At 68.6% G+C, this 25,877-nt stretch carries 28 protein-coding genes; 10 read left to right on the forward strand and 18 right to left on the reverse strand.

Features of this window, described 5'->3' with window-relative positions; translation table 11 throughout:
• Positions 1 to 10: 10 nt before the first annotated feature.
• Complete coding sequence (locus tag V6S67_RS17280; protein WP_334211413.1) at positions 11 to 892, reverse strand: manganese catalase family protein; 882 nt, start codon at positions 890 to 892, stop codon at positions 11 to 13.
• Positions 893 to 1,171: 279 nt separating this feature from the next.
• Between V6S67_RS17280 and V6S67_RS17285 the strand changes: the two genes are divergently transcribed.
• From V6S67_RS17285 to V6S67_RS17295, 3 genes are read left to right on the forward strand one after another with little or no spacing between them, the layout of a single operon-like run.
• Positions 1,172 to 2,011 (forward strand): hypothetical protein, encoded by an 840-nt coding sequence (locus tag V6S67_RS17285; protein WP_334211414.1) that lies wholly within the window; start codon positions 1,172 to 1,174, stop codon positions 2,009 to 2,011.
• Positions 2,011 to 2,478: a phage holin family protein gene (locus V6S67_RS17290; protein ID WP_334211415.1), complete on the forward strand. Its 468-nt coding sequence runs from the start codon at positions 2,011 to 2,013 to the stop codon at positions 2,476 to 2,478. The genes V6S67_RS17285 and V6S67_RS17290 overlap by 1 nt, the downstream gene beginning before the upstream one ends.
• Positions 2,475 to 3,170, forward strand: coding sequence for a DUF3618 domain-containing protein (locus tag V6S67_RS17295; RefSeq protein ID WP_334211416.1), 696 nt, complete (start codon positions 2,475 to 2,477; stop codon positions 3,168 to 3,170). The genes V6S67_RS17290 and V6S67_RS17295 overlap by 4 nt, the downstream gene beginning before the upstream one ends.
• A gap of 67 nt (positions 3,171 to 3,237) precedes the next feature.
• Here V6S67_RS17295 and V6S67_RS17300 read toward each other — a convergent pair whose 3' ends face one another.
• Positions 3,238 to 3,831, reverse strand: coding sequence for a cysteine hydrolase family protein (locus V6S67_RS17300; protein ID WP_334211417.1), 594 nt, complete (start codon positions 3,829 to 3,831; stop codon positions 3,238 to 3,240).
• Positions 3,818 to 4,195, reverse strand: a complete 378-nt coding sequence (locus V6S67_RS17305; RefSeq protein WP_334211418.1) for a hypothetical protein — start codon at positions 4,193 to 4,195, stop codon at positions 3,818 to 3,820. Before V6S67_RS17305 ends, V6S67_RS17300 begins: the two co-directional genes overlap by 14 nt.
• A gap of 420 nt (positions 4,196 to 4,615) precedes the next feature.
• Here V6S67_RS17305 and V6S67_RS17310 point away from each other — a divergent pair, with 420 nt between their 5' ends.
• Both V6S67_RS17310 and V6S67_RS17315 read left to right on the forward strand, forming a co-directional pair.
• The gene (locus tag V6S67_RS17310) at positions 4,616 to 5,542 is read left to right on the forward strand and encodes a PRC and DUF2382 domain-containing protein (RefSeq protein WP_334211419.1); all 927 of its coding nucleotides are present in this window, start codon (positions 4,616 to 4,618) and stop codon (positions 5,540 to 5,542) included.
• A 221-nt stretch (positions 5,543 to 5,763) separates the two neighbouring features.
• Positions 5,764 to 6,186 carry a MarR family winged helix-turn-helix transcriptional regulator gene (locus V6S67_RS17315; protein WP_334211420.1) on the forward strand — a complete coding sequence of 141 codons (423 nt, stop codon included), beginning with the start codon at positions 5,764 to 5,766 and terminating at the stop codon, positions 6,184 to 6,186.
• On the opposite strand, the gene dnaB is transcribed toward V6S67_RS17315, so the two are convergent.
• The 6 genes from dnaB to V6S67_RS17345 form a co-directional block, all read right to left on the reverse strand.
• Complete coding sequence (dnaB, locus tag V6S67_RS17320) at positions 6,183 to 7,559, reverse strand: replicative DNA helicase (protein WP_104051917.1); 1,377 nt, start codon at positions 7,557 to 7,559, stop codon at positions 6,183 to 6,185. The genes V6S67_RS17315 and dnaB overlap by 4 nt on opposite strands.
• A 721-nt stretch (positions 7,560 to 8,280) precedes the next feature.
• Positions 8,281 to 8,730: a 50S ribosomal protein L9 gene (rplI, locus tag V6S67_RS17325; RefSeq protein WP_104051916.1), complete on the reverse strand. Its 450-nt coding sequence runs from the start codon at positions 8,728 to 8,730 to the stop codon at positions 8,281 to 8,283.
• A gap of 15 nt (positions 8,731 to 8,745) precedes the next feature.
• Complete coding sequence (gene rpsR, locus V6S67_RS17330) at positions 8,746 to 8,985, reverse strand: 30S ribosomal protein S18 (protein ID WP_005273147.1); 240 nt, start codon at positions 8,983 to 8,985, stop codon at positions 8,746 to 8,748.
• A 116-nt stretch (positions 8,986 to 9,101) separates the two neighbouring features.
• Positions 9,102 to 9,674: a single-stranded DNA-binding protein gene (locus V6S67_RS17335; RefSeq protein WP_334211421.1), complete on the reverse strand. Its 573-nt coding sequence runs from the start codon at positions 9,672 to 9,674 to the stop codon at positions 9,102 to 9,104.
• A 60-nt stretch (positions 9,675 to 9,734) separates the two neighbouring features.
• On the reverse strand, positions 9,735 to 10,040 hold the full coding sequence (gene rpsF, locus V6S67_RS17340; RefSeq protein ID WP_104051914.1) for a 30S ribosomal protein S6: 306 nt from the start codon (positions 10,038 to 10,040) through the stop codon (positions 9,735 to 9,737).
• Between the two features lie 159 nt (positions 10,041 to 10,199).
• Positions 10,200 to 11,483 carry a M18 family aminopeptidase gene (locus tag V6S67_RS17345; RefSeq protein ID WP_334211422.1) on the reverse strand — a complete coding sequence of 428 codons (1,284 nt, stop codon included), beginning with the start codon at positions 11,481 to 11,483 and terminating at the stop codon, positions 10,200 to 10,202.
• A 227-nt stretch (positions 11,484 to 11,710) separates the two neighbouring features.
• On the opposite strand from V6S67_RS17345, the gene V6S67_RS17350 reads away from it, so the two are divergent.
• Positions 11,711 to 12,355, forward strand: a complete 645-nt coding sequence (locus tag V6S67_RS17350) for a TasA family protein (RefSeq protein WP_334211423.1) — start codon at positions 11,711 to 11,713, stop codon at positions 12,353 to 12,355.
• Positions 12,356 to 12,475: 120 nt separating this feature from the next.
• On the forward strand, positions 12,476 to 12,913 hold the full coding sequence (locus V6S67_RS17355; protein WP_334211424.1) for a hypothetical protein: 438 nt from the start codon (positions 12,476 to 12,478) through the stop codon (positions 12,911 to 12,913).
• A 16-nt stretch (positions 12,914 to 12,929) separates the two neighbouring features.
• Here V6S67_RS17355 and V6S67_RS17360 read toward each other — a convergent pair whose 3' ends face one another.
• The 9 genes from V6S67_RS17360 to V6S67_RS17400 form a co-directional block, all read right to left on the reverse strand.
• Entirely contained in the window at positions 12,930 to 13,634 is a 705-nt protein-coding gene (locus V6S67_RS17360; RefSeq protein WP_334211425.1) for a response regulator transcription factor, read from the reverse strand.
• Positions 13,582 to 14,904 (reverse strand): sensor histidine kinase, encoded by a 1,323-nt coding sequence (locus V6S67_RS17365; RefSeq protein WP_334211426.1) that lies wholly within the window; start codon positions 14,902 to 14,904, stop codon positions 13,582 to 13,584. Before V6S67_RS17365 ends, V6S67_RS17360 begins: the two co-directional genes overlap by 53 nt.
• 29 nt (positions 14,905 to 14,933) lie before the next feature.
• A complete protein-coding gene (locus tag V6S67_RS17370; protein ID WP_334211427.1) occupies positions 14,934 to 15,821 on the reverse strand; it encodes an ABC transporter permease in 888 nt (295 codons plus the stop codon).
• Positions 15,822 to 15,823: 2 nt separating this feature from the next.
• A complete protein-coding gene (locus tag V6S67_RS17375; RefSeq protein WP_334211428.1) occupies positions 15,824 to 16,771 on the reverse strand; it encodes an ABC transporter ATP-binding protein in 948 nt (315 codons plus the stop codon).
• A 198-nt stretch (positions 16,772 to 16,969) separates the two neighbouring features.
• Positions 16,970 to 17,755: an ABC transporter permease gene (locus V6S67_RS17380; protein WP_334211633.1), complete on the reverse strand. Its 786-nt coding sequence runs from the start codon at positions 17,753 to 17,755 to the stop codon at positions 16,970 to 16,972.
• Positions 17,756 to 17,841: 86 nt separating this feature from the next.
• Complete coding sequence (locus tag V6S67_RS17385; RefSeq protein ID WP_334211429.1) at positions 17,842 to 18,831, reverse strand: ATP-binding cassette domain-containing protein; 990 nt, start codon at positions 18,829 to 18,831, stop codon at positions 17,842 to 17,844.
• Positions 18,832 to 18,863: 32 nt separating this feature from the next.
• A complete protein-coding gene (locus V6S67_RS17390) occupies positions 18,864 to 20,060 on the reverse strand; it encodes an MFS transporter (RefSeq protein WP_334211634.1) in 1,197 nt (398 codons plus the stop codon).
• A 150-nt stretch (positions 20,061 to 20,210) separates the two neighbouring features.
• A complete protein-coding gene (locus V6S67_RS17395) occupies positions 20,211 to 21,893 on the reverse strand; it encodes an ABC-F family ATP-binding cassette domain-containing protein (RefSeq protein WP_334211430.1) in 1,683 nt (560 codons plus the stop codon).
• 45 nt (positions 21,894 to 21,938) lie between these two features.
• Positions 21,939 to 22,679: a response regulator transcription factor gene (locus V6S67_RS17400; RefSeq protein ID WP_334211431.1), complete on the reverse strand. Its 741-nt coding sequence runs from the start codon at positions 22,677 to 22,679 to the stop codon at positions 21,939 to 21,941.
• A gap of 102 nt (positions 22,680 to 22,781) precedes the next feature.
• Between V6S67_RS17400 and V6S67_RS17405 the strand changes: the two genes are divergently transcribed.
• The 3 genes from V6S67_RS17405 (at position 22,782) to V6S67_RS17415 (ending at position 25,828) form a co-directional block, all read left to right on the forward strand.
• On the forward strand, positions 22,782 to 23,615 hold the full coding sequence (locus tag V6S67_RS17405; RefSeq protein WP_334211432.1) for an alpha/beta fold hydrolase: 834 nt from the start codon (positions 22,782 to 22,784) through the stop codon (positions 23,613 to 23,615).
• A gap of 120 nt (positions 23,616 to 23,735) precedes the next feature.
• Positions 23,736 to 24,179, forward strand: a complete 444-nt coding sequence (locus V6S67_RS17410) for a MarR family winged helix-turn-helix transcriptional regulator (protein ID WP_334211433.1) — start codon at positions 23,736 to 23,738, stop codon at positions 24,177 to 24,179.
• 188 nt (positions 24,180 to 24,367) lie between these two features.
• Complete coding sequence (locus V6S67_RS17415; RefSeq protein WP_334211434.1) at positions 24,368 to 25,828, forward strand: aminotransferase class I/II-fold pyridoxal phosphate-dependent enzyme; 1,461 nt, start codon at positions 24,368 to 24,370, stop codon at positions 25,826 to 25,828.
• The last annotated feature ends 49 nt before the right edge of the window (positions 25,829 to 25,877 follow it).

A 25,877-nucleotide genomic window follows, 5' to 3' on the forward strand; every position in this document is an offset into this window, starting at 1 on the left:
ATGCGAACGGTTATTCGCGGTTCAGTTTGTCCTGCACGGTGCCGGCCATCTTCTCGACGGTGTTCGGGATCTCCGTGGTGCCGTAGAAGCGTGCATCGGGATGCGTGGCCGGCGGCATCGGGGCCGAGGTCGTCGGGCCCTCGTGGTACGTGAACTCGCCCTTGCCGTCCGGTGTGGGACCGGAGGCCCAGCTGCCCTGCGACGCCGTCTTGCCGTCGGAGAAGTTGAGGTACTGGTAGGACACCTCGCGCAGTTCCTTCTTGAGGGGGAAGTTGCTCGGCACGGGCAGCTCTTCCAACTTCTCCTCCTGGAGTTCCCGCGCGGCCGCGGTCCACTGGTTCTGGTGCATGGTGTCCCTGGCCAGCAGGAAGGACAGCATGTCCCGGACCCCGTGGTCATCGGTCATGTGGTACAGCCGCGCCACCTGGAGCCGGCCCTGCATCTCCGCGTTGGCGTTCGCGGTGAAATCGGCGAGCAGGTTGCCGCTGGCGGTGATGTAGCTGCCCTGCCAGGGGTTTCCCATGCTGTCCACGGCACGGGCGCCGGCGCCGGCGACGATGGCGTGCTGCATGTCCGTCCCGCCGATGACCGCTGCGACGGCCGGGTCGGACTGGACCGCTTCCTCGGTGATTCCGAGAGGGGACTTTTCGAGGAGCTGCGCGATCATCGTCGCGAGCATCTCGACGTGCCCCATCTCCTCGGCCCCGATCCCGAAGAGCAGATCGCGGTACTTACCGGGGATGTGGGCGTTCCAGGCCTGGAAGCTGTACTGCAGGGCCACGGTGATCTCGCCGTACTGGCCGCCGAGGACCTCCTGAAGCTTCCGCGCGTAGATCGCGTCCGGCTTGTCCGGGGTCGCCTTGTACTGGAGCTCCTGCTTGTGGAAAAACACGGATTGAACCTCCCCACGTAGGGGCCGCCCGGGCTTGGCCCGCTCCTTCTTGAAGCGGCCGCGGGCGGTCCTCTTGTTTCGACCGTACGAGCGCCCCTACGATTTTCGGAAGATACTAAGTCTACTTATTTAGAAGTTGCGGAATCTCCAGAAAGGGCTTGCACGGAGGAAGGTAAGCATGCTTAGCTTCAGTGACAGATCCAGCACGAGATGCGGACCATCGTATCGATCCACACCGTGGATGGTCCGCATTACGGCAATATCAACGTTAGGAAGATCATGACTACGCAGAATTGGCCGCAGGATCCCCTGGTTCCCTCCACGACCGGCAACGAGTCGTCCACGTCGAACCTCGGCGCAACCGAGCTCGGCACCACCGGCGGTAACACCGGCGCCGACGACTCCAAGAAGTCCGTCGCCAAGGATCAGGCCAAGCAGGTCGGCCAGGAGGGCAAGGAAGCGGCCAAGAACGTGGCAGGCACCGCCGCCGCCGAGGCGAAGACGGTGGCCGCGGAGGCCGGCTCGCAGGCCAAGAATCTGCTCGGTACGGTGACCTCCGAGGTCAAGAGCCAGGCCGGTACACAGCAGCAGAAGATCACCGAGGGCATCCGCGGGATCGCGAACGAGCTGAAGTCCATGGCCGACAAGTCGGACAACCACATGGTGTCCAACGTCGTGCAGCAGGCCTCGCAGCGCACCGACACCGCCGCTAGCTGGCTCGAAGGCCGTGACGCCGCCGACATCCTCGAGGACGTCAAGGCCTTCGCCCGCCGCAAGCCCGGCACCTTCCTCGCCATCGCCGCCGGCACCGGCCTCGTGGTCGGTCGCCTGACCCGCGGCCTGACCGGCAACCGCTCCGACAGCACCCCGGGCGGTCAGGGCTTCACATCGACCGGCACGTCGACCGGCACTGCGACCGGTACCTACCCGGGCTACACCGAGGTGGACTCCGACGCCTACAGCGGCACCCCCGCGACCGCCGGCTTCGGCGAGACCACCCGCGGTCAGCACGTCGCCGGGTCCAACCCGGCCTTCGTCGACCCCACCGACGACTACCCCACCATCCCGCCGGGAACCCCTCCCGTGGGCACCCTGCCGAATGACGGGAGCCTGCGCTGATGAGTGAGGCATACGTGGGCGGTGCCCACCAGGGCGGCGCCCATCAGGCCGCCGCACCCCTGCCGACGGAGGCGGAGCAGCGCTCCGCCAACGCCTCGGTGGGCGAACTCCTCGGGGAGGTGACCAAGGACCTCTCCAAGCTCATGCGCCAGGAGGTGGCCCTGGCGAAGGCCGAGGCGACCGAATCGGCGAAGAACGCCGGAAAGGGCGCGGGCATGTTCGCCGGCGCCGCGGTCGGCGGTCACTTCGTCCTCCTGTTCCTCTCCCTCGCACTGATGTGGGGACTCGGAGCGCTCATGCCCCTCGGCTGGGCCGCCCTCATCGTGGCCGTCATCTGGGGCATCATCGCCGCGGTGCTCGCGCTGCAGGGCAAGAAGGAAGTCAAGAAAGTCAAGGGTCTCCCCCAGACAGCGGAGACCGTCAAAGAGATTCCGCCGACACTGAAACCAGGTGAGCAGACACGATGAGCCAGACACCAGACGAGATCCGCGCAGATATCGAACGCACCCGCCAGGAGCTGGGAACCGACGTCGACGCCGTGGCGGACAAAGTGAACCCGGCGAACATCGCGCATCGCCAGACCGAGAAGGTCAAGCACAGCTTCAGCAACGTGAAGGAGACCGTCATGGGCAAGGCCGAGGACGTCAAGGATTCCGTGCTCGGCAAGGCCGAGGACGTGAAGGACACGGTCGCCGACAAGGCCGGGCACGTCAAGGACAAGGCTGGAAGCGGGATCGGCAGCGGTGTGGGCAGCGCCCAGTCCGCCGGTGGATCCGCAAAGGACAAGGCGCATCATGCCGGGCAGGTCGTCCAGGGTGCACCCCGCCAGCTGAGCAGCAAGGCTGCCGGCAACCCGCTCGCCGCAGGCCTCATCGCCTTCGGGCTCGGCCTGCTCGTGGCCAGCATCATCCCGGCCAGCGAGAAGGAGCAGCAGGCAGCATCGCAGCTCAAGGAGCAGGCCGCTCCGCTGAAGGACAAGGTGACCGAGGCTGCCAAGCAGGTCGTCGAGGATGTCCGGGAGCCCGTGCAGGAGGCCGTGCAGTCCGTCAAGGAGTCGGCCGCCGACTCGGTCCAGACCGTCAAGGGTGAGGGCCAGCAGGCTGCCAGTGACGTCAAGGGCAGCGCGCAGGACGCGAAGTCGACCGTCCAGCAGAGCTGACCACGTCGATCCGAACGGAAGGCCACCGGTTCATCGCCGGTGGCCTTCCGTCGTTCCACAGCGCCGGTCAGCCGAGGAGCGCCTCGGCCTCCGCCTGTCCGACGATGCCCTGCCGGTATTCGACCGACAGGATCTCGAGCATCGCTTCGGCGTACTGGTCGTTGGTGCTGCCGATCGCATCGAGCGCATAGCTGACACGGAAGTCGTGGGCGAAGGCATCCGCCCCGGTGTGCGCCACGCAGTTGTGCGTGGACACCCCCGCCAGGACGAGCCGCTCCACCCCCAGGGTCCGGAGGCGCGTGGCGAGGTGCGTGCCGAAGAACGCGCTGTCGCGGGTCTTCGTCACGGTCTCCAGCCCGTCCACGCGCAGGCCGTCCAGGACGTCGGCCTGATGGGAGCCCTCGAAGATGAACCCCTGGTCGTCGTCGAGCATGGAGAGGGTCCACGTGGAGCGGTCGCTGAGGTGCTCGGTGCGTGCCACGATGACGGGCGCTCCGCCCCGGCGCGCGGCGTCGATCAGGTTGTTGCACGCTCCCACCAGCGGCTGCTGCACGCGGGCCAGCTTCTCGTCCTCGAAGAAGGCGTTCTGCATGTCGATGATCAGCAGGGCCGTTGCACCCTGCGGTCCGGCCGGACCGGAAGCACCATCAGAGCGCGGCATCGGGCTCGCGGGAGGCACTGCCGGACAGGTCGATCAGTCCGTGATCCTCGTGCGGCTGTGTCCCATCCGTCAGCGACGGCGTGAGGGACAGGGAGGGATGCGCTGCCAGGGACGGTGTCGCGAGGGCGACGAAGTCCACGGGGACCTCCGGTCCGACGGATGGCGCCTCGGCATGGCGGCGCACCTCCGATTCGGTCATGTTCGCAGCCTGGGCGATCTGCGGGTACAAGAAACCGCCGGCGAGGGCCTGCCGGATCGCGGCGCCGCAGGCCAGGGCGAGCCTGTCACGGTGGAATTCGGCGTCCTCGAGATCCGCTGCGGCGATCAGGACATCGTTGAGGTGCGGGTGCCGTTCAGTGTGCATGGTTGCCCTTTCAGGGGCTCGGCGAACCGGCCGGCCGGCCGGCCCCGGGGAACCGCTCCACCCGCCGCCCGACGGGTTCCGTGCGGCGGCGCCCGGCGGTGCCGGACGTCTCGGGGGGCTGCTCCGCATGGGACCCATGCACTGGCTCGATTCGTGAATGTTCGGCCGGTGGCTGGACCTTCTTGCCATCATACGGAAGCGGACGGCGGCACGAAAACCGCGCGGCGACGGACCTCGATCGTGCCCGCACGGCCTGGGTCGACCACCCGGTCGCCCCACCCGGACGCTAAGCCTGCTTCCAATTAACTACTAAGTGTGCTTACTCTAGAGGCCGGTGGTTCGCACGGGCTTCGGCCCTGACGGAACCTACAGCCGAGAATTCCATACCCCTCGCATGAGATTGCTCAGAAGGAGAAGGAAATGATTACTCAGGAACACATCGATACCCTGCTCGGTAACGGCGGCAACGTCCTCGGTTCGGATGGCGAGAAGATCGGCTCGATCGGACAGGTCTACCTGGACGACCAGACGGGCGAGCCCAGCTGGGTCACGGCCAAGACGGGCCTGTTCGGCACGTCCGAGTCGTTCGTCCCCCTGCAGGGCGCAGACGTCGAGGGCCATGACGTCCGCGTACCCTACTCGAAGCACCAGGTGAAGGACGCCCCCCGGGTCGAGTCCGACGGAAACCTGAGCCCCGAGGAGGAGGACCGCCTCTACCGTCACTACGAGATCGGCGGCGGCACCAGCGGCTACACCGACACGACGACGACGGACACCACCGGCACCGGCACCGGCACCGGCACCGTCGGCCACGGCGACCGCGACGTGGACATCGACACGCACTCCGGTCGCCACACCGGCGTCGGCGACACGACGAACACCTTCTCGGACACCGACACGAGCACGGGCCGCGACACCGCCCGCGACACCGTGGGCCATGACACCTCCGGCCCCACGACCGACGATGCGATGACCCGCTCGGAGGAGCAGCTCCACGTCGGCACCGAGCGACGCGAAGCCGGCCGCGCACGCCTGCGCAAGTACGTCGTCACCGAGAACGTCACACAGACCGTCCCCGTCAGCCGCGAGGAAGTCCGTGTGGAGCGCGAGCCCATCACGGATGCCAACCGCGGCGACGCGTACGACGGACCGGCCATCAGCGAGGAGGAGCACGAAGTCGTCCTCCACGCCGAGCGTCCCGTCGTCGAGAAGGAAGCCGTCCCCGTCGAGCGAGTGCGCCTCGACAAGGAGACCGTCACCACCAACGAGACGGTCAGCGGCGAAGTCCGCAAGGAAGAGATCGAAGTCGAGGGCGCGGATGACACCCGTCACGGCAAGAACCTCTAAGTAGTACCTGCCGACGCGAGGAGGGCCCGGAGCTGCGCTCCGGGCCCTCCCGTCTTTCCGGTCCGGCCCCGATGGGCCACTCCGGCGCACACGGGCTCCGGCAGAGCCGGCCCCACCCCGACCAATAATAAGCATGCTGTCTATTTAGGGCAAAGTTGTCTACAGTAAGTAGTGAGCAAGGGAATTCACCGCGTAAGAACCAAGGGGAAGGACACGCCATCGTGCCGGAGTTGAACGATTGGTCGACCAGCCGCCTGCTCACGACCGCGGCCCGCATCGTCGAGCACTCATGGAACGAGAAACTCCTGGGCATCGGCATAACGCACGCGGGACTGACCACATTGGGAGTGCTGGAGCGGGAGGGGACCCTGACGGGCGTCCGCCTGGCTCAACTCGTCCATGTGCAGGCACAGACCGTGGGACGCACATTGGACCGCCTCGAGAAGCGCGGTCTGGTGACGCGCCTCCGCAACACAGCGGACCGCCGCAGTCAGCGGATCACCATCACCTCGGCCGGGCTGAAAGCCCTGGAGCGGGCGAAGAACATCGAGAACGAACTGATGGCCGAGGACGGCCTCGCCTCGCAGGACCTGCGAGACCGCCTCAAGACCGTCATCAACGAGCTCGGTCCGAAGAAGGACTAGTAGCCGCCGCCGTCCGCAGCCATGTTGTTGAAGCGCGAGTAATGGCCTTGGAAACCGACCACCAGGGTCTTGGTCGGGCCATTACGGTGCTTCGCGACAATGACGTCCGCCTCGCCGGCGCGCGCCGACTCCTTATCGTAGACGTCGTCACGGTGCAGCAGGATCACCATGTCGGCGTCCTGCTCGATCGAACCGGACTCGCGGAGGTCCGAGACCTGGGGACGCTTGTCGGTCCTCTGCTCGGATCCTCGGTTGAGCTGGGACAGCGCGACGACGGGGACGTTGAGTTCCTTCGCCAGCAGCTTGAGTGCCCGTGAGAACTCCGACACTTCCTGCTGGCGGGATTCCACCCGCTTGCCGGAGGACATCAGCTGCAGGTAGTCCAGCACCACGAGCTTGAGGTCGTGCCGCTGCTTGAGCCGCCGGCACTTCGCCCGGATCTCCATGAGCGACATGTTCGGGCTGTCGTCGATGAACAGCGGGGCGTCGTTCATGCGACCCATCGTGGTGGCGATCTTGCCCCACTGCTCGTCCTTGATGGTGCCCTTGCGCAGGTCCTGGAGACCGATGGTCGCCTCGGCCGAGAGCAGGCGCATGGCGATCTCGTTCCGGCCCATCTCGAGGGAGAAGAACACCGTGGCCATGTTGTGCTTGATGGCCGCCGACCGCGCCCAGTCGAGCGCGAACGTGGACTTGCCCATCGCGGGACGCGCGGCCACGACGATCATCTGACCGCCGTGCAGCCCCTGCGTCAGTTCGTCGAGTTCGTAGAAGCCCGTGGGCACGCCCGTCATACCCTCTCCACGGTGACCCGCGGACTCGATCTCGTCGACGGTCCCCTCGATGATGTCCTTCAGGGCGACGTAGTCCTCCGCGGTGCGGCGCTCTGCTACCGCGTACACCTCGGCCTGCGCGGCGTTGACGAGGTCGTCCACCTCGCCGTCGTTGGAGTAGCCGAGCTGCACGATCTTGGTGCCGGCGTCCACCAGGCGGCGGAGGACGGCGCGCTCGCGCACGATCTCCGCGTAGAACCCCGCATTGGCGGCCGTGGGCACGGACTGGATGAGCGTGTGGAGGTAGGCGGGGCCGCCGATGCGCGAGATCTCGCCACGCTTGGTCAGCTCGTCCGACACCGTCACGGCATCCGCCGGCTCGCCGCGGCCGTAGAGGTCGATGATCGCCTCGTAGATGCTCTCGTGCGCCGGCCGGTAGAAGTCGAGCCCGCGAAGGACCTCGACACAGTCGGCGATGGCGTCCTTCGAGAGCATCATCCCCCCGAGGACCGACTGCTCCGCGACGAGGTCCTGCGGAGGCGTGCGTGAGAACTCCGGGCTACGTGTGTCCGTCGATGAATCTGCATGTGCCAGGGACACTGAAGGGCCTCTCTCCTGCTGCTGAAGCGGTGTTCGCCAGAGCGGACCACCGGGTTCCCGGGGCTGGTCTGACAGGACAGGCCTATCACCCGGCGCCCTCACTATTGGGAATCTCCGGCTACGGTAGTCCCCCGATCGGAGGCGGCAAAGCGCCAACCCAACAGGGGGTGTGGGTAAGTGGGAGGATGCTGTGGATTGCAGGCCGTATCTTGTGCACAGGATGGGGACAACCCTGTGGACAGTACTTCCCATTCCCGGCAAAAGGGCCTCTGACCTGCGGGAACGTTATCCCCCGGGTGTGGATCAAAACTATTTTCCTGGCCACTCCATCCACAGGGGCGCTGTTGACAACTCCCGGTTCGAGGTCGCGGCGAACGCCTACGAGCCCATATGCCCGTACTGCCACGTGTCCTGTCGACGTGTGCCGGATCATGCGGACCCCGGACGAGGGCGTATGAACTGCAGGGCACCCCTTCCGAGGGTACGCGAAGCCGAGAAGTCGCCGCCGGGCATGTCTCAGGAGCTGCATACCGTCGGGGCCATGGAAAGGCCGGCGCGGGGGTGGGCCGGCGCGGGAGTGGACGGCCACTGCGGCCCCGGCTACCAACGCAGGAAGCCCCCGCCAATGGCGGGGGCTTCCTGATGAACCCGGTGAGGCCGGCCGGTCATGCCGCCGGCCTCGCTCCCGGAGCCGCTTCGCGGGTCCGGGAGCCCGGCTTCCCTAGCTGGCGACGACGTCCAGGTCGATGACGGCTGCGACGTCCTCGTGGAGACGGACGTTGGCCTGGTACGAGCCGACCGACTTGATGTGAGCCGGGAGTTCGACCTTGCGCTTGTCGATCTTGCCGAGACCGGCGGCCTCGACGGCCTTCGCGACGTCGTCGGCCTTGACGGTGCCGAACAGGCGGCCGGAGCCACCCGCCTTCACGGTCAGGGTGACGGGCTTGGCCGAGAGGGCCGCCGCCTGGCGCTGGGCGTCCTCGAGCGACGCGTGCTCGCGGGCGGAGCGGGCAGCCTTGATCGACTCGACCTGCTTCTCGCCACCCTTGCTCCACGTCAGGGCGAAACCGCGGGGCAGAAGGTAGTTACGTGCGTAACCGTTCTTCACCTCGACGACGTCGCCTGCTGCACCGAGTCCGGTGACTTCCTGGGTCAGAATGAGCTTCGACATTGTGTGTCCCTTTCCCTAGCCGCGGCCGGCGCCGGAGTACGGCAGCAGTGCGACTTCGCGGGCGTTCTTGATTGCCTGGGCGATCTTGCGCTGCTCCTGCACGGTCACGCCGGTGACGCGACGGGCACGGATCTTTCCGCGATCGGAAATGAACTTACGCAGCAGGGCTACGTCCTTGTAGTCGATGACGGTGACGTCAGCGGCCTTCAGGGGGTTGGACTTTGGTTTGGGCTTACGGAGTTCAGCCTTAGCCATCGTGGTGCTCCTTTTACTCTTGGAGCCCGCAGAACGATTCTGCGGGATGGGAGATACCAGTCACTCGCGTGACTGCGGCAGGGATCCCGGGAACGGGACCGCGCTGCCTGGGAATGCTAGAAGGGAGGCTCGGAGTCGGCGCCGTTGCCCCAGCCCTGCGAGCCGCCACCCGAGGGCGCGCCCCAGGGGTCGTCCGCGGGCTGGTTGGACTGCTGGCCGCCGCCGAAGCCGCCACCCTGGTTGCCACCGGAGTTGCCGCCGAAGCCGCCACCCTGGTTGCCGCCCGAGTTGCCGCCGAAGCCGCCACTGTTCCCGCCGCCGGAGCGCTGGGTACGGGTGACCTTCGCGGATGCATAGCGCAGGGACGGACCGATTTCGTCCACCTCGAGCTCCATGACGGTGCGCTTCTCGCCCTCTTTGGTGTCGTACGAACGTGACTTGAGCCGGCCCTGGGCGACCACACGGGTTCCCTTGGTCAGGGTCTCGGCCACGTTCTCCGCAGCCTCACGCCATACCGACGCGCGGAGGAACAGCGTCTCGCCGTCCTTCCAGTCGTTGGACTGGCGATCGAACGTGCGAGGAGTGGACGCGATGGTGAAGTTGGCGACCGCCGACCCGGACGGCGTGAACCGCAGTTCGGGGTCGTTGGTGAGGTTGCCGATCACCGTGATGACTGTTTCGCCTGCCATGGTGCCTCCTTGAGTTCCTGCCCGCCGGAGCGGGATGGATGGATGAGGGATCTGCCGAGACTACTCGGCGGAAACCTTCTGCTCCTCGGGGCGGATGATCTTGGTGCGCATGATCGTCTCGTTGAGGCTCAGCAGGCGGTCGAGCTCGGAGGCAACGGCCGGGGTCGCGGTGAAGTTGACGACGGCGTAGATGCCCTCGGTCTTCTTCTGGATCTCGTACGCAAGGCGCCGGCGTCCCCAGATATCCACCTTGTCCACAGTGCCGCCGCCGTTGCGGACGACATTGAGGAACTTCTCGAGTGTCGGGTCGATGGAGCGTTCCTCGACATCGGGGTCGATGATTACCATCAATTCATATGCACGCATGTGTGAACCCACCTCCTCTGGGCTGAGCGGTCGCGGTCTTTCCGCAACAGGAGGTTCTTTAGCGTTGGTCCGGCCGCCGTCCGCGGTATTTACCGCCGGCGGGCTGTGGCACAGACGTATCAATGCTACCGGACGATCCCGCGGTGACGAATTCCCGCCCTACCGGCCGCCGCGGAAGAACGTGGCGGTGGCCGTGGCGAGGTGCCCGGGATCGTCGACGCCGCAGAGTTCACGCGCCGAGTGCATCGACAGCAGGGGTGTTCCGACGTCGACCGTGCGGATGCCGAGCCTCGTGGCCGTGAGCGGGCCGATGGTGGACCCGCAGGGCATCACGTTGTTGGACACGAACTCCTGATAGGGCACGCCGCTCGCGCGGCACAGCTCGGCCCAGAAGGCAGCGCCGGGCGCGTCCGTGGTGTACCGCTGGTTGGCGTTGATCTTCAGGAGCGGCCCGCCGTTGAGGACGGGCAGGTTCGCCGGGTCGTGCCGCTCCGCGTAGTTGGGGTGCACGGCGTGCCCCGCATCCGCGGACACGCAGAACGACGACGCCAGCGCACGCAGGCGCTCCTCCGTCCCCGCCCCGAGGCAGAGCGAGATGCGCAGCAGCAGATCCTCGAGGAACGGTCCGCTCGCACCGGAGCGGGACCCGCTGCCCACCTCCTCGTGGTCGAACGCCGCGAGCACCGCGATGGGACCGTCCGCCCGCTCGTCCGACGCCGCGGCGATGATCGCCGTGAGGCCGGCATGCACGGAGGAGAGGTTGTCGAGCCTGCCGGAGGCGAAGAACTCCCCCTGCGCACCGAAGACCCGCGGTTCCTGCGTGTCGGCGACGACGACGTCGAATCCACCGACCTCCCGCGGGTCGATCCCGGCGCTATCGGCGAGGAGCCCGAGGAGGTCGGCGTCCGCCGGGTCGCCCAGACCCCACACCGGGTTCATGTGGCGCTGCTTGTCGAGGCTCAGGCCGTCGTTGACGGCGCGATCGAGGTGGATGGCGAGCTGCGGGAAGCGCAGCAGCGGCCCGGTGGCCACGAGGTGCTCACTGCCGTCGCGCAGGGTCAGCCGGCCGGCGAGCGCGAGCTCGCGGTCGAGCCAGGAGTTGAGGAGGGGCCCGCCGTACACCTCGACTCCGGCCTGCAGCCAGCCGTACTTCCCCGTGGTGGGGCGCGGCTTGAGCTTGAACGACGGCGAATCGGTGTGGGCGCCGAGGATGTGGAAACCGGTGGTGGGGCCCGCACCCGTGGGGACCGTCCAGGCGATGAGCGCGCCGTCGCGGACGACGAAGTACCGGCCCGCGCCGCCCTCCCAGGCGTCCTGCTCCGCCAGCTCCCGGAAACCGGCGGCCGCGAGGCGGCGCCCGCCCTCCCTGACGGCGTGGAAGCTCGACGGCGACGCCGCGACGTAGGCGCCGAGGTCCTGGATGTGCGCGGGTGCTGAGGTCATCCTCCGATTCAACCAGAAACGCACGGGGACCCGCCGGGCACCGTGGCTTCAGTCGCGCTTCACCTTTTCTTCGGTCTCGGTACGGTCTTCGGATTTCCTTCGCCGAGGATGCGCGGGAAACGCGCGCTGCGGTTTAGCTTCGGCCATCAGAGTGGATACCAGAAGAACCGGGACCCACTGGGGGTGCCGGAGGACACACCACCAGGTTCCAGGAAAAGGGTCTCACCATGGCACGCACCGCTCGCACCTCCCGCATCAGCATGAAGTCCACCTCCGGCAAGGTCCTGGCCTCCGTCGCCCTGCTGGGAGTCGCAGCCTCCGTCGCCGGCCTGGGCACCTATGGTTCCTTCACCTCCACCACCTCCGCCAGCGAGACCGTCACCGCCGGCACCGTGGACGTCAAGCTCGGCGCCGACGGCACCGCCGCCAACCGCCTCTCCGTCGCCGCGACCGGCGTCGTCCCCGGCGACTCCATCCAGCGCGCGGTCACCCTCAGCAACACCGGCAACCAGAACTTCGGCGGCGTGACCCTCACCACCGCCCCCGTCGGCACCGCCACCCTGCTCACCACCGACGCCCTCAACGGCCTCCAGCTCACCGTCGACGCCTGCACCGTCCCCTGGACCGAAGCCGGCACCGCACCCGCCTACACCTACACCTGCGCCGGCACCACCACGCAGGTCCTGGCACCCCGCCAGATCATCGGCACCGACGTGGTCCTGAACAACCTGCAGTCCATCACCACCGCCAAGGCCGACAACCTCCGCGTCACCGCGACGCTGCCCACCACCGCCGGCAACACCTTCCAGAACCTCACCAGCACCGTGAGCCTGGCCTTCACCGCCACCCAGCGCGCAGCCACCAGCCGCTGACCCCCACGGTCCCTGCTGCCCCGGAGATTCCCGGGGCACCAGGGACCTCGGCGTTCCACGACGCATCCCTGACGCATCCCTGACGCATCCCTGACGCATCCCTGACGAGGAAGGACGACCATGAACCAGCAGCACGGCCCACGCCACCTTCGCCGGGTCCGCTTCCTCGTGCGGGTTCTCATCACCGTCCTGGTCTTCATGTGGGCGCCGACAGTTGCCCAGGCCGCCTTCTCCGACGCCGCGTCGGCACCCGTGACCGTCGGAACCTACGCCATCCCGGCTCCGGCGAGCCTGACCGGCAACTACTCCTGCACATCGGCCAGGACATCGATGACGGTGACGATCTCCGATTTCGGCGCCGTCAGCCGCGCCACGGGCTACACCGTGACGCTCACCGCCCCGAATGGGCAGGTGACGACGAACAATCTTCCGGCGACGACTCGAGCGACCACGATCACACGTACCTCCACATCGGTGGGCAATTACACGCTGCGTATCCGCGCGAACGTCGGGTCCTGGATCGGGCAGAACGCCGAGCGGGTCCTCACCTGCCCCTGATCCCTCTGCGGGAGCGTCAGTGCGCGGGCCCCGGCACCACGATCCCGTTCTCGTAGGCATACACCACGGCCTGCACGCGGTCCCGCAGGTCCAGCTTCGTGAGGATACGCCGCACGTGGGTCTTGATCGTGGCCTCCGACAGGAAGAAGCGCGCCGCCAGCTCGGCGTTCGAGAGGCCCCCGGCGATCGCCTCGAGCACCTCCCGCTCCCGCGGCGTCAGCTCGGCGAGCCGCCGGTCCGGCACGGCCGCCGTCAGGTGCGCCGGCGGTAGCGAGCGCACATAGGTCTCGAGCAGCCGCTGGGTGACGCGCGGGGCGACGACGGCGTCACCGCTCGCGACGATCCGCACCGCGTGCACCAGGTCCTCGGGGGCCACGTCCTTCAGCAGGAACGCCGACGCCCCCGCCTGCAGGCCGGAGAACGCGTACTCGTCCAGGTCGAAGGTGGTCAGGATGATGATGCGTGAGCCGGAGGCCGACGCCGTGATCTGGCGGGTGGCCTCGATCCCGTCCCCGAAGGGCATCCGGACGTCCATGAGCACCACGTCCGGCGTCAGTTCCGCGGTGAGGCGGACGGCCTCGGCGCCGGTCGACGCCTCGCCGGCGATCTCGAGATCCGGCTCGCCCTCGAGGATCAGCCGGAAGCCCATCCTCAGCAGGGGCTGGTCGTCAGCGAGCAGAACCCTGATGGGTGTGCCCTGCGTGCTGTGGTGCGTGGTCATCTTTCTCTTTCCCCCGTGGGTTTCCCGTGCCGCCTTCGGCGTCGGGGACTGTCAATCGGACCTCCACGGCCCAGCCGCCCGACGGGCGGACCCCGACGTCCACCGAACCGGCATAGATGGCGGCCCGCTCCCGCATGCCGGCGATGCCCTGGCCCGAGCCGAGGGACACGGCCGGGCCCATGGTGCCCCGACCGTCGTCGGCGACGCGCAGGGAGACCGCCTCCCCGGTGCGGGCGATCGAGATGTCCACCAGAGTAACCCCCTTGGCGTACCGCAGGACGTTGGTCAGCGATTCCTGCAGGATCCGGTACACCGTCAGCTGGAACGCGGGATCGTCCGGCAGTCGCGGCCCGCTCGTGGTCACCCTGAGCGGCAGCCCTGCCGCCCGGAACCCGTCGAGGAGCTGCGTGAGGGAGCTCGACGCCGGCAGCGGCTCCAGGGTCTCGCTCGCGGCCTCGGCGCGGAGGACCCCGAGGACCCTCCGCATGTCCGCGAGGGCCGTGCGGCCGGTCCCGGACAGTTCGCGCAGCACCGCGCCGGCACGCTCCGGGTCCCGCTTCATGACGACGGCGGCGCCGTCGGACAGCGCCACCATGACCGTCAGTGAATGCGCGACGACGTCGTGCATCTCCCGCGCGATGCGGTTCCTCTCCCCCGCGGACGCCAGCTCCGCGTTGCGGCCGGCCCACTCGCGCAGCTCGCTCTCGTGTTCGCGGTCCCTCCGCACCGTGATGCCCACGCCGACCGCGATCCCGAGGAACATCACGATGAAGCCGCTGAGCAGCCACGTGACGCCCGGGGCGCCCTCGAACGCGCTGACCGGGATGAGGAACAGGGCGCTGACGGACAGGACGGTCGCCGCAGCCGCCGCGACGAGCACCGGCCGCAGCGGGTAAGTGGAGGCGACCGTGTACAGGGCGAACATCGTCGCCACACCGCTGCTGCCCGTGCCCTCGGTCAGGATGCTGACCGGGACGTCGAGGACGGCGACGAACGCGAGGACGAGCAGGGGCCGGTCGCGCCGGAACGCCAGTGCGGCGGCCGACAGCACGACACCCGGGAGGCCGATCCAGTTCCCGGAGTCGATGATCAGCAGGAGCGCGCCGGGGAAGCCGAAGAGCACGAACACCACGACGACCACGGCGTCCATGGCCCGCGGATGCCTGCGGAAGAACCGCCGGAACGGACCCAGCCGGCGGGCGTTGAGCTCCGTGAAGGAGACCGCGGTGCTGCGCTCCGCGGTCTCCCTCATCGGGTGGGTCTCACTCAAGGGTCAGGTCCATGAGGCGTCGGGCGTTCCTAGACGTCCCGCTTCTTCGCGACGACGAGGGCGAGGACCAGGAGCACCAGGGCCCAGGCACCCATGACGAGACCGCCCTCCCACTGGGTCAGCGCATCCTCTGCCGTCGTCACGGCGACCATCTGCGTCCCCGCGTCTCCGGGGAGGAACCGCGCTGCATCGGGGATCCAGTCGGCGAGCCCCGAGATGAGCTGCACGATGATCGGCAGCACGAAGAAGATGCCGACCGCCGTCACCACGCCTCCGGCCGTGTTGCGCAGCAGGATCCCGATCGACATCGAGATCACCGCCACGAGAGCGAGGAAGGTCCCGGTGTTGATGACGCTTGCGAGGACGCCGTCCTCCGTGAGGGCGAAGTCGAGATCCTCTCCCCCGAGGATGGGCTGGGCGACGAGGTAGGACATCAGTGCGCTACCGAAGCCTACGACGAAGGCGACGACCGCGACGATGACGGTCTTCGCCAGCAGCGCAGGGGTGCGTTTCGGCACGGCGACCATCGTCGAGCGGATCATGCCGGTGGTCCACTCCGAGGCGATGAGGACCACGGCGAGCGACGCGATGAGCAGTTGCCCGAATACCAGGCCCGACGACGGCGTCGTCAGGGCTTCGAACGCCGCGCTCCCCGGGCCTTCCGTGGGTGCCTGGAACTCCGCCGGCACGCCCGGATCGCCGGCGGACTGCGCCATGACGGACAGTGACCAGGCGAAGAGCGCGGCGAGTCCCACCATCACCACGACGGTGGAGACGATGAGGATGACGGTCGAGGGGACGGTGGTGACCTTGATCCATTCGGATTTCAGCACCCGGCCGAAGTTCACGCCCGAGCCGGCATCACGCTGCGGCCGGGGCCGCTGCTGGGTGGGGGCGGGTGAGGTCGACGTTGCCATGGTCAGCGTCCTTCCACTGGTGCGGCAGCCTGAGCGGCGGTGGGGAGGTCGTGCGAGTGGTACTCGACCTCGGTCTGGGTGAGCTCCATGTAGGCGTCCTCGAGGGACACCTGGAGCGGGGTGAGTTCATAGACCAGGACACGCTCCCGGAGGGCGATCTCTGCGATGCGGCGCGGTTCGACGCCGGTGATCTCGACCAGTTCCGGCTCGAGGACCTGCGAGGACACGCCCTCGCCGGCGAGGCCGCCGAGGAGGTCCTGCGGCCGGTCGGCGCGGACCCGCACGCGCACCTTGCCCTGGCCGTCGATGATCGACTGGATGGGGGCGTCGGCGATGATGCGGCCGCGGCCGATGACGATGAGGTGGTCGGCGGTCAGGGCCATCTCCGACATGAGGTGGGAGGAGAGGAAGACGGTGCGGCCCTCGGAGGCGAGGCCCCTCGCGAGGTGGCGCACCCACTGGACACCTTCCGGGTCCAGGCCGTTGACGGGCTCGTCGAGGATGACCGTATGGGGGTCACCGAGGAGGGCCGCCGCGATCCCGAGGCGCTGGCCCATGCCGAGGGAGAACCCGCCCACCCTCTTCCGGGCGACGGGACCGAGTCCCGTGAGCTCGATGACCTCCCTGACCCGGCTGTTCGGGATGCCGTGCGTCGCCGCCATCGCGCGGAGGTGGTTGTACGCCGAGCGCTTGGTGTGGACGGCCTTGGCATCGAGCAGCGCACCCACTTCGCGGAGCGGTGCGCGGTGCTGGGCGTAGGGCTGACCGTTGACGGTCACCCGGCCGCCGCTGGGGTTGTCCAGGCCCACGATCATGCGCATGGTGGTGGACTTGCCGGCGCCGTTCGGGCCGAGGAAGCCCGTCACCTTGCCGGGCTGCACGGTGAAGGAGACGGCGTCGACGGCGGTCTTCGCGCCGTACCGCTTCGAGAGGGCCTGGGCCTCGATCATGGGGCGTCCTTTGACTGGAGGTGGTTCGGGCCGTCCCGCTACTACGGGCCGGTACCACCAACAGTAGGCCTGGGGCCGGTGCGGATTCACCGGCCCCAGGGATGATCACGGGCGGACGAGCCGTACCCCTTTCGGACGACCGCCACGCGGCGTCGGTCGCCTTGAGGACGACCGACGCCGCAGGGACGGCGCCTCCGGTCAGCGGCTGCTGATGAGCCTGAACTTCCGGATGCACAGCGGCACGAAGACCACGAGCATCAGGGCGGCGCCGATCAGGACGGTCAGGACCGCGTTCTGCATGGGCCAGACATCGGGGGCAGGGAGGGTCCCCGTGTTGCCGAACAGCTCGCGGGCCGCCTGGACGAGCGCCGAGACCGGGTTCCAGTTGGCGAAGGTCTCGAGCGCACTCGGCAGGTTCTGGGACTGCACGAACGCGTTCGAGATGAACGTGAGCGGGAAGAGGATCATGAACGACGCGTTGTTGATGACCTCGGGCGACTTCACGGACATCCCGAGCAGTGCCATCACCCAGCTGAACGCGTAGGAGAACAGCAGCAGGAGGCCGAGGCCGGCGAGGAAGCTGCCCATGGACGCGTTGACGCGCCAGCCCACCAGGAATCCGGTGCCCATCATGATGACCACCGACAGCGCGTTGAGCACGAGGTCGCTGTTGGTCCGTCCGACCAGCACCGCGGACGGGCTCATGGGCAGGGTCCTGAAACGGTCGATGATGCCGTCCTTGAGGTCCTGGGCCATGGCCGAGCCGGAGAAGGTGGAGCCGAAGATCACCGTCTGCGCGAAGATGCCGGCCATGAGGTACTGCGTGTAGTCCGCGCCCTCCACCTGGATGGACCCGCCGTAGATCTGGCTGAACAGCAGCACGAACATGATCGGCTGGAGGACGGCGAAGACCAGCATGTCGGGTGAGCGCTTCAGCTTGGTCAGGTTGCGTTTGGTCACGGTCCAGCCGTCGGAGAACCACATGCTCAGCTCCGACGGCGGCTCGGGCACATCTCCGCGGATCGCGGACCGACGGTTCTCGGGCTGCCTGTTCTCGGGTGCCAGGACGCTCATGCTGCTGTCTCCTTCTGGGGGGCTTCCGCCGAGGCGTCCTCGGTCCGGTGACCGGTGAGCGTGAGGAACACGTCGTCGAGGCTCGGCCGCCGCATGCCGGCGTCGTGCAGGCCGACACCCGCCTCGCCGAGGTCCGACAGGATGTACTGCAGGGCGCGGGGCCCGTTCGTGACCGCGACCTCCACGGTGCGGCCGTCCCCGCCGACACCGGGTTCGCCGTCGCCGTGGCGCCCGAGGATCTCGCGGGCGGTCGGGGCGTGGGCGGCGTCGACGAGCGACACCACGACGCGGTGGCCCCCGATCTGCGCCTTCAGCTCGTCCGCGGTGCCCGCGGCGATGGTCCTGCCGCCGTCGATCACCGCGATGTCGTCGGAGAGCTGGTCCGCCTCCTCGAGGTACTGGGTGGTGAGCAGCAGCGTGGTGCCGTCCTTCACGAGGTCCTTGATGATGCCCCACATGGACAGCCGGCTCCGGGGGTCCAGCCCTGTGGTCGGCTCGTCCAGGAAGAGGATCTTCGGCTTGATCACCAGCGCCCCGGCCAGGTCGATCCGGCGCCGCATGCCGCCGGAGAAGCCCTTGACCGGGCGGTTGCCGGCTTCCGTCAGCTCGAACTGGTCGATGAGCTCCTGTGCCCGGCGCCTCGACTCGCGGGCACCGAGGTGGTAGAGCCTGCCCACCATCTCGAGGTTCTCGAAACCGGTGAGTCCCTCGTCGACCGCCGCGTACTGGCCGGAGACGCCGATGATGCGGCGTGCGGCCTTCGGATCGCGCAGGACGTCGATGCCGTCGATGCGCGCGGCGCCGGCGGTCGGCTGGACGAGGGTGGTGAGGATCTTGACCACGGTGGTCTTGCCTGCACCGTTGGGCCCCAGGAGGGCCTTGACTGTTCCCTGGGGAACGGAAAGGTTCATGCCGTCGAGCGCGTGGACGGGGCCGCTCTTCGACGAATAGGTCTTCTTCAGACCTTCTGCCTCGATAATCGCCATCCCAAAAGGGTAGGACCCCCGCCCGAGGGAACCTAGGCGCTTCGGTCAGTTACTGTCCGCAATCCCGCATCGTCCGTCACCGGTCGTTCGCGGGCTGCGGGGGCCACGAGGAAGGAGGCCAGCACGGCGACCCCGACGGCCAGCAGGGCGTTGCGGATGCCGACCACGTCGCCGAGGAAGCCGATGAGGGGCGGCCCGGCGAGGAAGGCCGTGTAGCCGATGGTCGCGACGACGGAGACGCGCGCGGCGGCACGATCGGGATCGTCCGCCGCCGCCGACATGCCCATGGGGAATCCGAGCGCGGCCCCCGCACCCCAGAGGACGGCTCCGACGGCGGCGAGGGGCACGTTCGGTGCGGCGACGAAGACCACGAGGCCCGCGAGGGAGGACCCGAGGCTGGCCTGCAGGACCCGCACCCGGCCGAAGCGGTCGATCAGGGGCCCGCCGAGGAAGCGCAGCGCCGTCATCGCGGCCACGAACACCGCGAACATGACGGCCCCGGTGCTCTCCGAGGTGCCCAGGCCGTCGACGCTCGCCTTCGCCACCCAGTCGTTGGCGGCCCCTTCGGTCAGCGCGGCGCCCAGCACCACCAGACCGATCAGCAGCGTGCGGGGTTCGCCCCATGCGCCGAGGCCCCGCCGCCGGGCGCCGTCGGACGCCGGTCCCGTCGCGGACCCGTCCGCCGGCGCCTCGGGCAGGAAGTGGCGGGGCGTCCACAGGGAGACGGCGAGGCTGAGGACGGCCACGGCGACGAGGTGCGCCGACAGGGACACGTCGACGGCGGACAGACCGGCCCCGATGAGGGCGCCCACGAACGCTCCCCCGCTGAATGCGGCATGGAAGCGCGGCATGATGGTCCGCCCGACGAGGCGCTCGACGTCGGCGCCCTCGATGTTCTGCCCCACGTCCCACAGGGCGATCCCGCAGCCGAACAGGAACAGTCCGACGGCCACCACCGGCACGGAGGCGATGGCCAGGCCGAAGGCGACGGAGGTCGCGGCGACGGCGGCGGCGGTGCCGCCGATCCGCACGGTGTTCCCGGTGCCGAAGCGTGCTGCGACGAGCCCGGCGAGGGGGAGGGACAGGACCGAGCCGACGGCGCCGACGAGGAGGAGTCCGCCGGTCTGGCCGGCTCCGAGTCCCAGCGTGTCCGATGCGGCCGGGATGCGCGCCGCCCAGCTCGCGAAGACGAGGCCGTTGAGGCCGAAGATGGCGTAAGTGGCGATCATGGCGGCGCGGACGGCGGGTTTCACTCTGCCACCGTAGGCGGCGGCCGCGGTGCGCCACAAACGGGGTCAGCAGGCAAGGCCTCCGCGTTGTCCACAATTTGTGGACAACCCTGTGGACGGCGCTGTGGAGGAGGTGTGGACGAACGCGACTCAGCGCGCCCGGACCACCCGGCTCTCGTCCCAGACGGGCTCCTTCGTCTCGTACACCCTGCCGTCGGAGCCGAACACGAGGAACCGGTCGAAGCCGCGGGCGAACCAGCGGTCGTGCGTCACGGCCATGACGGTGCCCTCGAACGCGCCGATGGCCCGCTCGAGGGCCTCCGCGGAGTGCAGGTCGAGGTTGTCCGTGGGCTCGTCGAGCAGCAGGAGGGTGGCGCCGGAGAGCTCCAGGAGCAGGATCTGCAGCCGCGCCTGCTGGCCGCCGGACAGGGAGTCGTAGGGCTGCTCGGCCTGCGACGCCAGCCCGTAGCGGTCCAGGACGGCGGACGCCGCCTCGCGGCCCAGCCCCGAGCGGTGCTCGTCGCCGCGGTGCAGGATGTCCACGAGCGTGCGGCCGAGGAGATCGGGCCGCGAGTGGGTCTGCGCGAAGAAACCGGGGCGGATTCGCGCGCCGAGCTTCACGGTGCCCTCGTGCGGCACCTCGGCGATGTCGACCTCGGACACCGGCAGGTGCTCCCTGTCGGGATCCGAGCCGCCGGCGGCGAGCAGCCGCAGGAAGTGCGACTTGCCGGAGCCGTTGGAGCCCAGGACGCCCACGCGGTCCCCGAACCAGATCTCGGTGCTGAAGGGCTTCATCAGCCCCGTCAGTTCGAGCTTCTGGGCGACGACGGCGCGCTTGGCGGTGCGCCCGCCCTGCAGGCGCATGGACACCTTCTGCTCCAGCGGGATCGCCTCGGGCGGCCCGGCCTCGAGGAACTTCGCGAGGCGCGTCTGGGCGGCGTGGTACCGGTTCGCCATGTCCGAGCGGAATGCCGCCTTGTTCTTGTACATGTTGACGAGTTCCTTGAGCTTGATGTGCTCCTCGTCCCACCGCTTGCGCAGTTCCTCGAACCGCGCGTTGCGGTCCTCGCGTGCCTTCAGGTACGTCTCGAAGCCCCCGCCGTGCGTCCACGACGACGCCCCGAGCACGCCGGGCTCAAGGGTCACGATGCGCGTGGCGGCATTGGCGAGCAGCTCGCGGTCGTGGCTGACGAAGAGCACGGACTTCTTCGACTCGCGCAGCTTCGCCTCGAGCCAGCGCTTGCCTGGGACGTCGAGGTAGTTGTCCGGCTCGTCCAGGAGCAGGAGCTCGTCGGGGCCGGAGAACAGGGCCTCCAGGACGAGCCGCTTCTGCTCCCCGCCGGAGAGCGACGACGCCGCCCGGTACTGCGCGCGGTCGAAGGGGACGCCGAGGGCGGCCATGGTGACCTCGTCCCACGTGGTCTCGAGCTCGTAGCCGCCTGCGTCGCCCCAGTCGGCGATGGCCTGCGCGTACCTCATCTGCGTGGGTTCGTCGTCGGCCTCCATCATGGCGAGTTCAGCGTCGTCGATCCGTTGCGCCGCCGCGGCGAGCGCGGGCGGCGCGGCCGATACGAGGAGGTCCCGGACCGTGGTGTCGTCGCGTACCTGGCCGACGAACTGCCGCATGATGCCCATGGATCCGGACCGGCTGACCGCCCCCTCATCGGGCACGAGGTCGCCGGCGACGATGCGCAGGAGGGTGGTCTTGCCGGTGCCGTTCGGGCCGATCAGGGCCGTCTTGTGGCCGTCGCCCACCTTGAAGGCCACGCCGTTGAGCAGTTGCCTGCCGTCGGAGAGGAAGTAGTCGATACCGGAGACGTCGAGATGAGCCACGTATCCAGTCTTCCACCCGGGCACAAACCGGGGCGACTGCTCCGGTCAGCGCCCGGTGTCGCCCGGCGTCATGCGGTACCCCACGCCGCGCACCGTGCGGATGAAACGGGGGTTGCTCGTGTCCTCGCCGAGTTTCTTGCGCAGGTTGCGGATGTGCACCTCCACGAGATGGTGGTCCTGGCTCCAGCCCTCACCCCAGACACGGTTCAGGAGCGCCTCCCGCGTCCACACCCGCTGCGCCCCCGTCAGCAGGGTCTCGAGCAGGTCGAACTCGATGCGCGTCAGTGCGAGCTCCTGCCCGTCCAGCGCGACGACGCGTCCCTCCACGTCCATGGTCAGGTCGTTGTGGCGCAGCAGCGCGTTGCCGTCGGACACCGGCACGGGTGCAGGACCGGGACCGGCACCGGTGCGGGGCCTGCGGAACATGGCCGAGACACGCGCGGAGAGTTCCCGTGGGCTGAACGGTTTGCCGATGAAGTCGTCGGCTCCGATCTCGAGGCCGATCAGCCGGTCGATCTCGTCCTGCCGGGCGGTCACCATCACGATGTAGGCGTCGGTGGAGGCCCTGCACTGCCGGCACACCTCGACGCCGTCGAGATCCGGCAGGTTGAGGTCGAGCGTGATGAGATCGGGTGAGTGCTCCGCCAGTGCGGCCAGACCCTCGAGCCCGGAGGAGGCCTCGACGGTCGTGAAGCCGTTCATGCGCAGCGTGGTGGCGAGCAGTTCGCGGATGTCCGGATCGTCCTCGATGATCAGCGCGGTGCGCTGGGACGTGGGAACAGACATGAGTCAAGAATTCCATATGTCGGGGCCCCAGGTCGCCCCGAACGGCCGATCGCCTTGAACGAATCTTGAGGAACCACGCTCCGGCACCCGTAGACTGCCGGGATGCTATCGACGACCCTCCGCACGGTGCTGGTGGACGGCTTCACCATCCGCGTCCGCACCACCCCGGGGCCGGAGAATCCCGCCTCCCCCCGCAGCCCGTACGTGCTGGTCCACGGTCTGGGCATGACCCACCGCTACTTCGACCGCCTCCGCGCGGAACTCGCGGCCGACGCCGAGGTGCACGCCGTGGACCTCCCCGGCTACGGGGCATCGCCCCGGCCGCGCACCCACCTCGGCGTGGAGGACCACGCCCGGTTGGTCGTCGAGGCGCTGTCCGCCCTCGGGGTGGCCTCCTGCACGCTCGTGGGGCACTCGATGGGCGTGCAGTTCGTGGCGGCGGCGGCACTGCAGGCGCCGGCCCTCGCGGAGCGGGTGGTCCTCATCGGTCCCGTGGTGGACAGGCAGCGCCGCACGGTCCTGCAGCAGGCCCTCTCCCTCGGCCACGACACGTTCCGTGAGAGCCCCTCGGCCAACGCCATCGTGTACCTCGACTACCTGCGCACGGGCCTCCGCTGGTACGTGCGGCAACTGCTGCCCATGATGCGGTACCCGCTGGAGCGCGCCGTCGAGCAGCTCCACTGCCCCGTCCTGGTGATGCGCGGCGGGCGCGATCCGGTGGCACGCCACCGGTGGAGCCGGGAGCTCACGGAACGTGCCCGTGATGGCATGCTGGTGGAGATCGACGGTCAGGCCCATGTGGTCCAGCACTCGGCGGCCCGCGCCGTCGCGGCGGAGATCATCGCCTTCGCCACGCGGACTGCCCGCCGGCGGATGGCCGTCTTGCCGCAAGCTTCGGACGGGTCACCGGGAAAACTTGAAGATAGAAGCGCATGATGGACCTGTTGCGGCTGATCCCGTCCCCCTGCACCATCCGGTCAGCCGCAAGGACACGACACCCGGCCGGCGCTGGTCTGCAGTACCGGCCGGGTGTTTCAGCCCTGGAAGGAACATCGCATGTCTGAACTGGAAGAGTGGTCAACCAGCCGCCTGCTCACCACCGCCGCGCGCCTCGTGGACCACGCCTGGAACGAGAGGCTGCTCGACATCGGGATCACCCATGCCGGCTACACCACCCTGGGGGTCCTCTCCCGGCAGGGCACCATGACGGGCGCCAAGCTCGCGCTCGCGGTGCACGTCCAGGCGCAGACGATCGGCAAGACGATCGAGAAGCTCGAGCGGCAGGGCTTCATCTCACGCATCCGCGACAGCATCGACCGCCGCAGCCAGCGCATCACCATCACCCCGTCCGGGGTGGATGCCCTCGCGAAGGCCGAGGACATCGAACGGACCCTGATGGTGGGCGAGGGACTCGAATCCTACGAACTGCGCAGCCTCCTGCGCGGCATCATCGGGGAGCTCGCGCCCCAGCGCCAGAAGCCGGCAGCCGTCGTCGTCTGAGTCCCGCGCAGGGCATCCCGCACCACCCACGAAGAACGGCCGTCCCCCGGGACGGCCGTTCTTCTCGCGTCCCGCCTCCCTGCACAGTCGGCACCGATGCGTGGCGCCGATTCATGCTTGACGTGCTCAGGCCCTGCTTGTCAGTTTTGATCGGTAAGCACGCTTACTGATTGCACGAGGGAGACCTGATGGACCAGAACGAGACACCCGTGCTCACCGCGCTCGCCGAACACCAGAAGCTGGGCCGGTACGGTTTCACCCCGCCGGCCCACCGGCAGGGCCGTGGTGTGGATCCGCGGGTGCTGGACGTCCTGGGGGAGCAGAGTTTCCGGTCCGATGTCCTGGCCAGTTCCGGACTCGACGACAGGACGTCCTCCCATGGTCACCTGGAGCGGGCCCAGGAGCTGATGGCGGAAGCGGTCGGGGCGGACAAGACGTTCTTCTCGACCTGCGGCAGTTCCCTGTCGGTGAAGGCGGCCATCCTCGCCGTCACCCATGGCGAGGGTGAGATCCTGATCGGGCGTGACGCCCACAAGTCAGTGGTCTCCGCCCTGGTCCTCGGGGGCCTGCAGCCGCGGTGGATCCGTCCGAGCTGGGACAACGACCTCAAGCTCGCCCATCCGCCGATCCCCGGGGAGGTCGAGGCGATGTGGGAGAAGTACCCGGATGCGTCGGCCGCGCTGATCGTGAGCCCGACGCCGTACGGGACCTGCACCGACATCGGGGCGATCACGAAGATCTGCCATGACCGCGGCAAGCCGCTGATCGTGGACGAGGCGTGGGGGGCGCAGCTGCCCTTCCATCCGGACACGCCCACCTGGGCCATGTCCGCAGGTGCGGACCTGTGCGTGGTGAGCGTGCACAAGATGGGCATCGGCTTCGAGCAGGGCTCGGTGTTCCACGTCCAGGGTGACCTCGTGGACCCGGTCAGGCTCGAGCACTGCAAGGACATCCTGTCCACCACCAGCGCGAACGTGATGATGTACGCGGCGATCGACGGGTGGCGGCGCCAGATGGTCCAGGACGGGCACGACATCATCGGGCGCGCCCTGGCCCTGACCCGCACGGTGCGGGAGCGGATCGATGAACTGCCCGGCCTGCACGTGCTGGAGGAGGAACTGACCTCCCACGAGGCCTCGCACGATCTCGACATCATGCACGTCCTCGTGGATGTCTCGGGACTGCGGATCACCGGGTACCAGGCCCACGACTGGCTGCGGGAGAACCGCCTGCTGGACTTCGGCACCACGGACCACCGCCGGTTCGAGATCACGATCTCCATCGCCGACGACGAGTACACCGTGGATCGCCTGATGGATGGCCTGCGCCTGCTCGTCGACGCCGCCCCGACCTTCCCGGAGTCGCCCGCCGTGCTCATCCCCGACGAGGGCGAGCTGGATCTCGAGACGGCGATGCTGCCCCGCGATGCATTCTTCGGACCCGTCGAGGACATCCCCGTCGAGGAATCGGTCGGACGGATCGTCGCCGAACTGGCCACGCCCTACCCTCCGGGAGTCCCCGTCCTCCTCCCCGGGGAACGCATCAACGAAGCATCGATCAAGTACCTGCGGAGCGGCGTCGACGCGGGCATGGTCCTGCCCGACCCGGGCGACGCCACCCTCGCGACCGTGCGCGTGGTGAAGGAGTAGGTCCCCTCCGCGCTGCACGGGATCCGCCGCGGTCAGCAGGGGCAGGTCG

It is taken from the genome of Arthrobacter sp. Soc17.1.1.1 (assembly GCF_036867195.1).
In the GTDB taxonomy this organism is placed as follows: Bacteria; Actinomycetota; Actinomycetes; order Actinomycetales; family Micrococcaceae; genus Arthrobacter_D.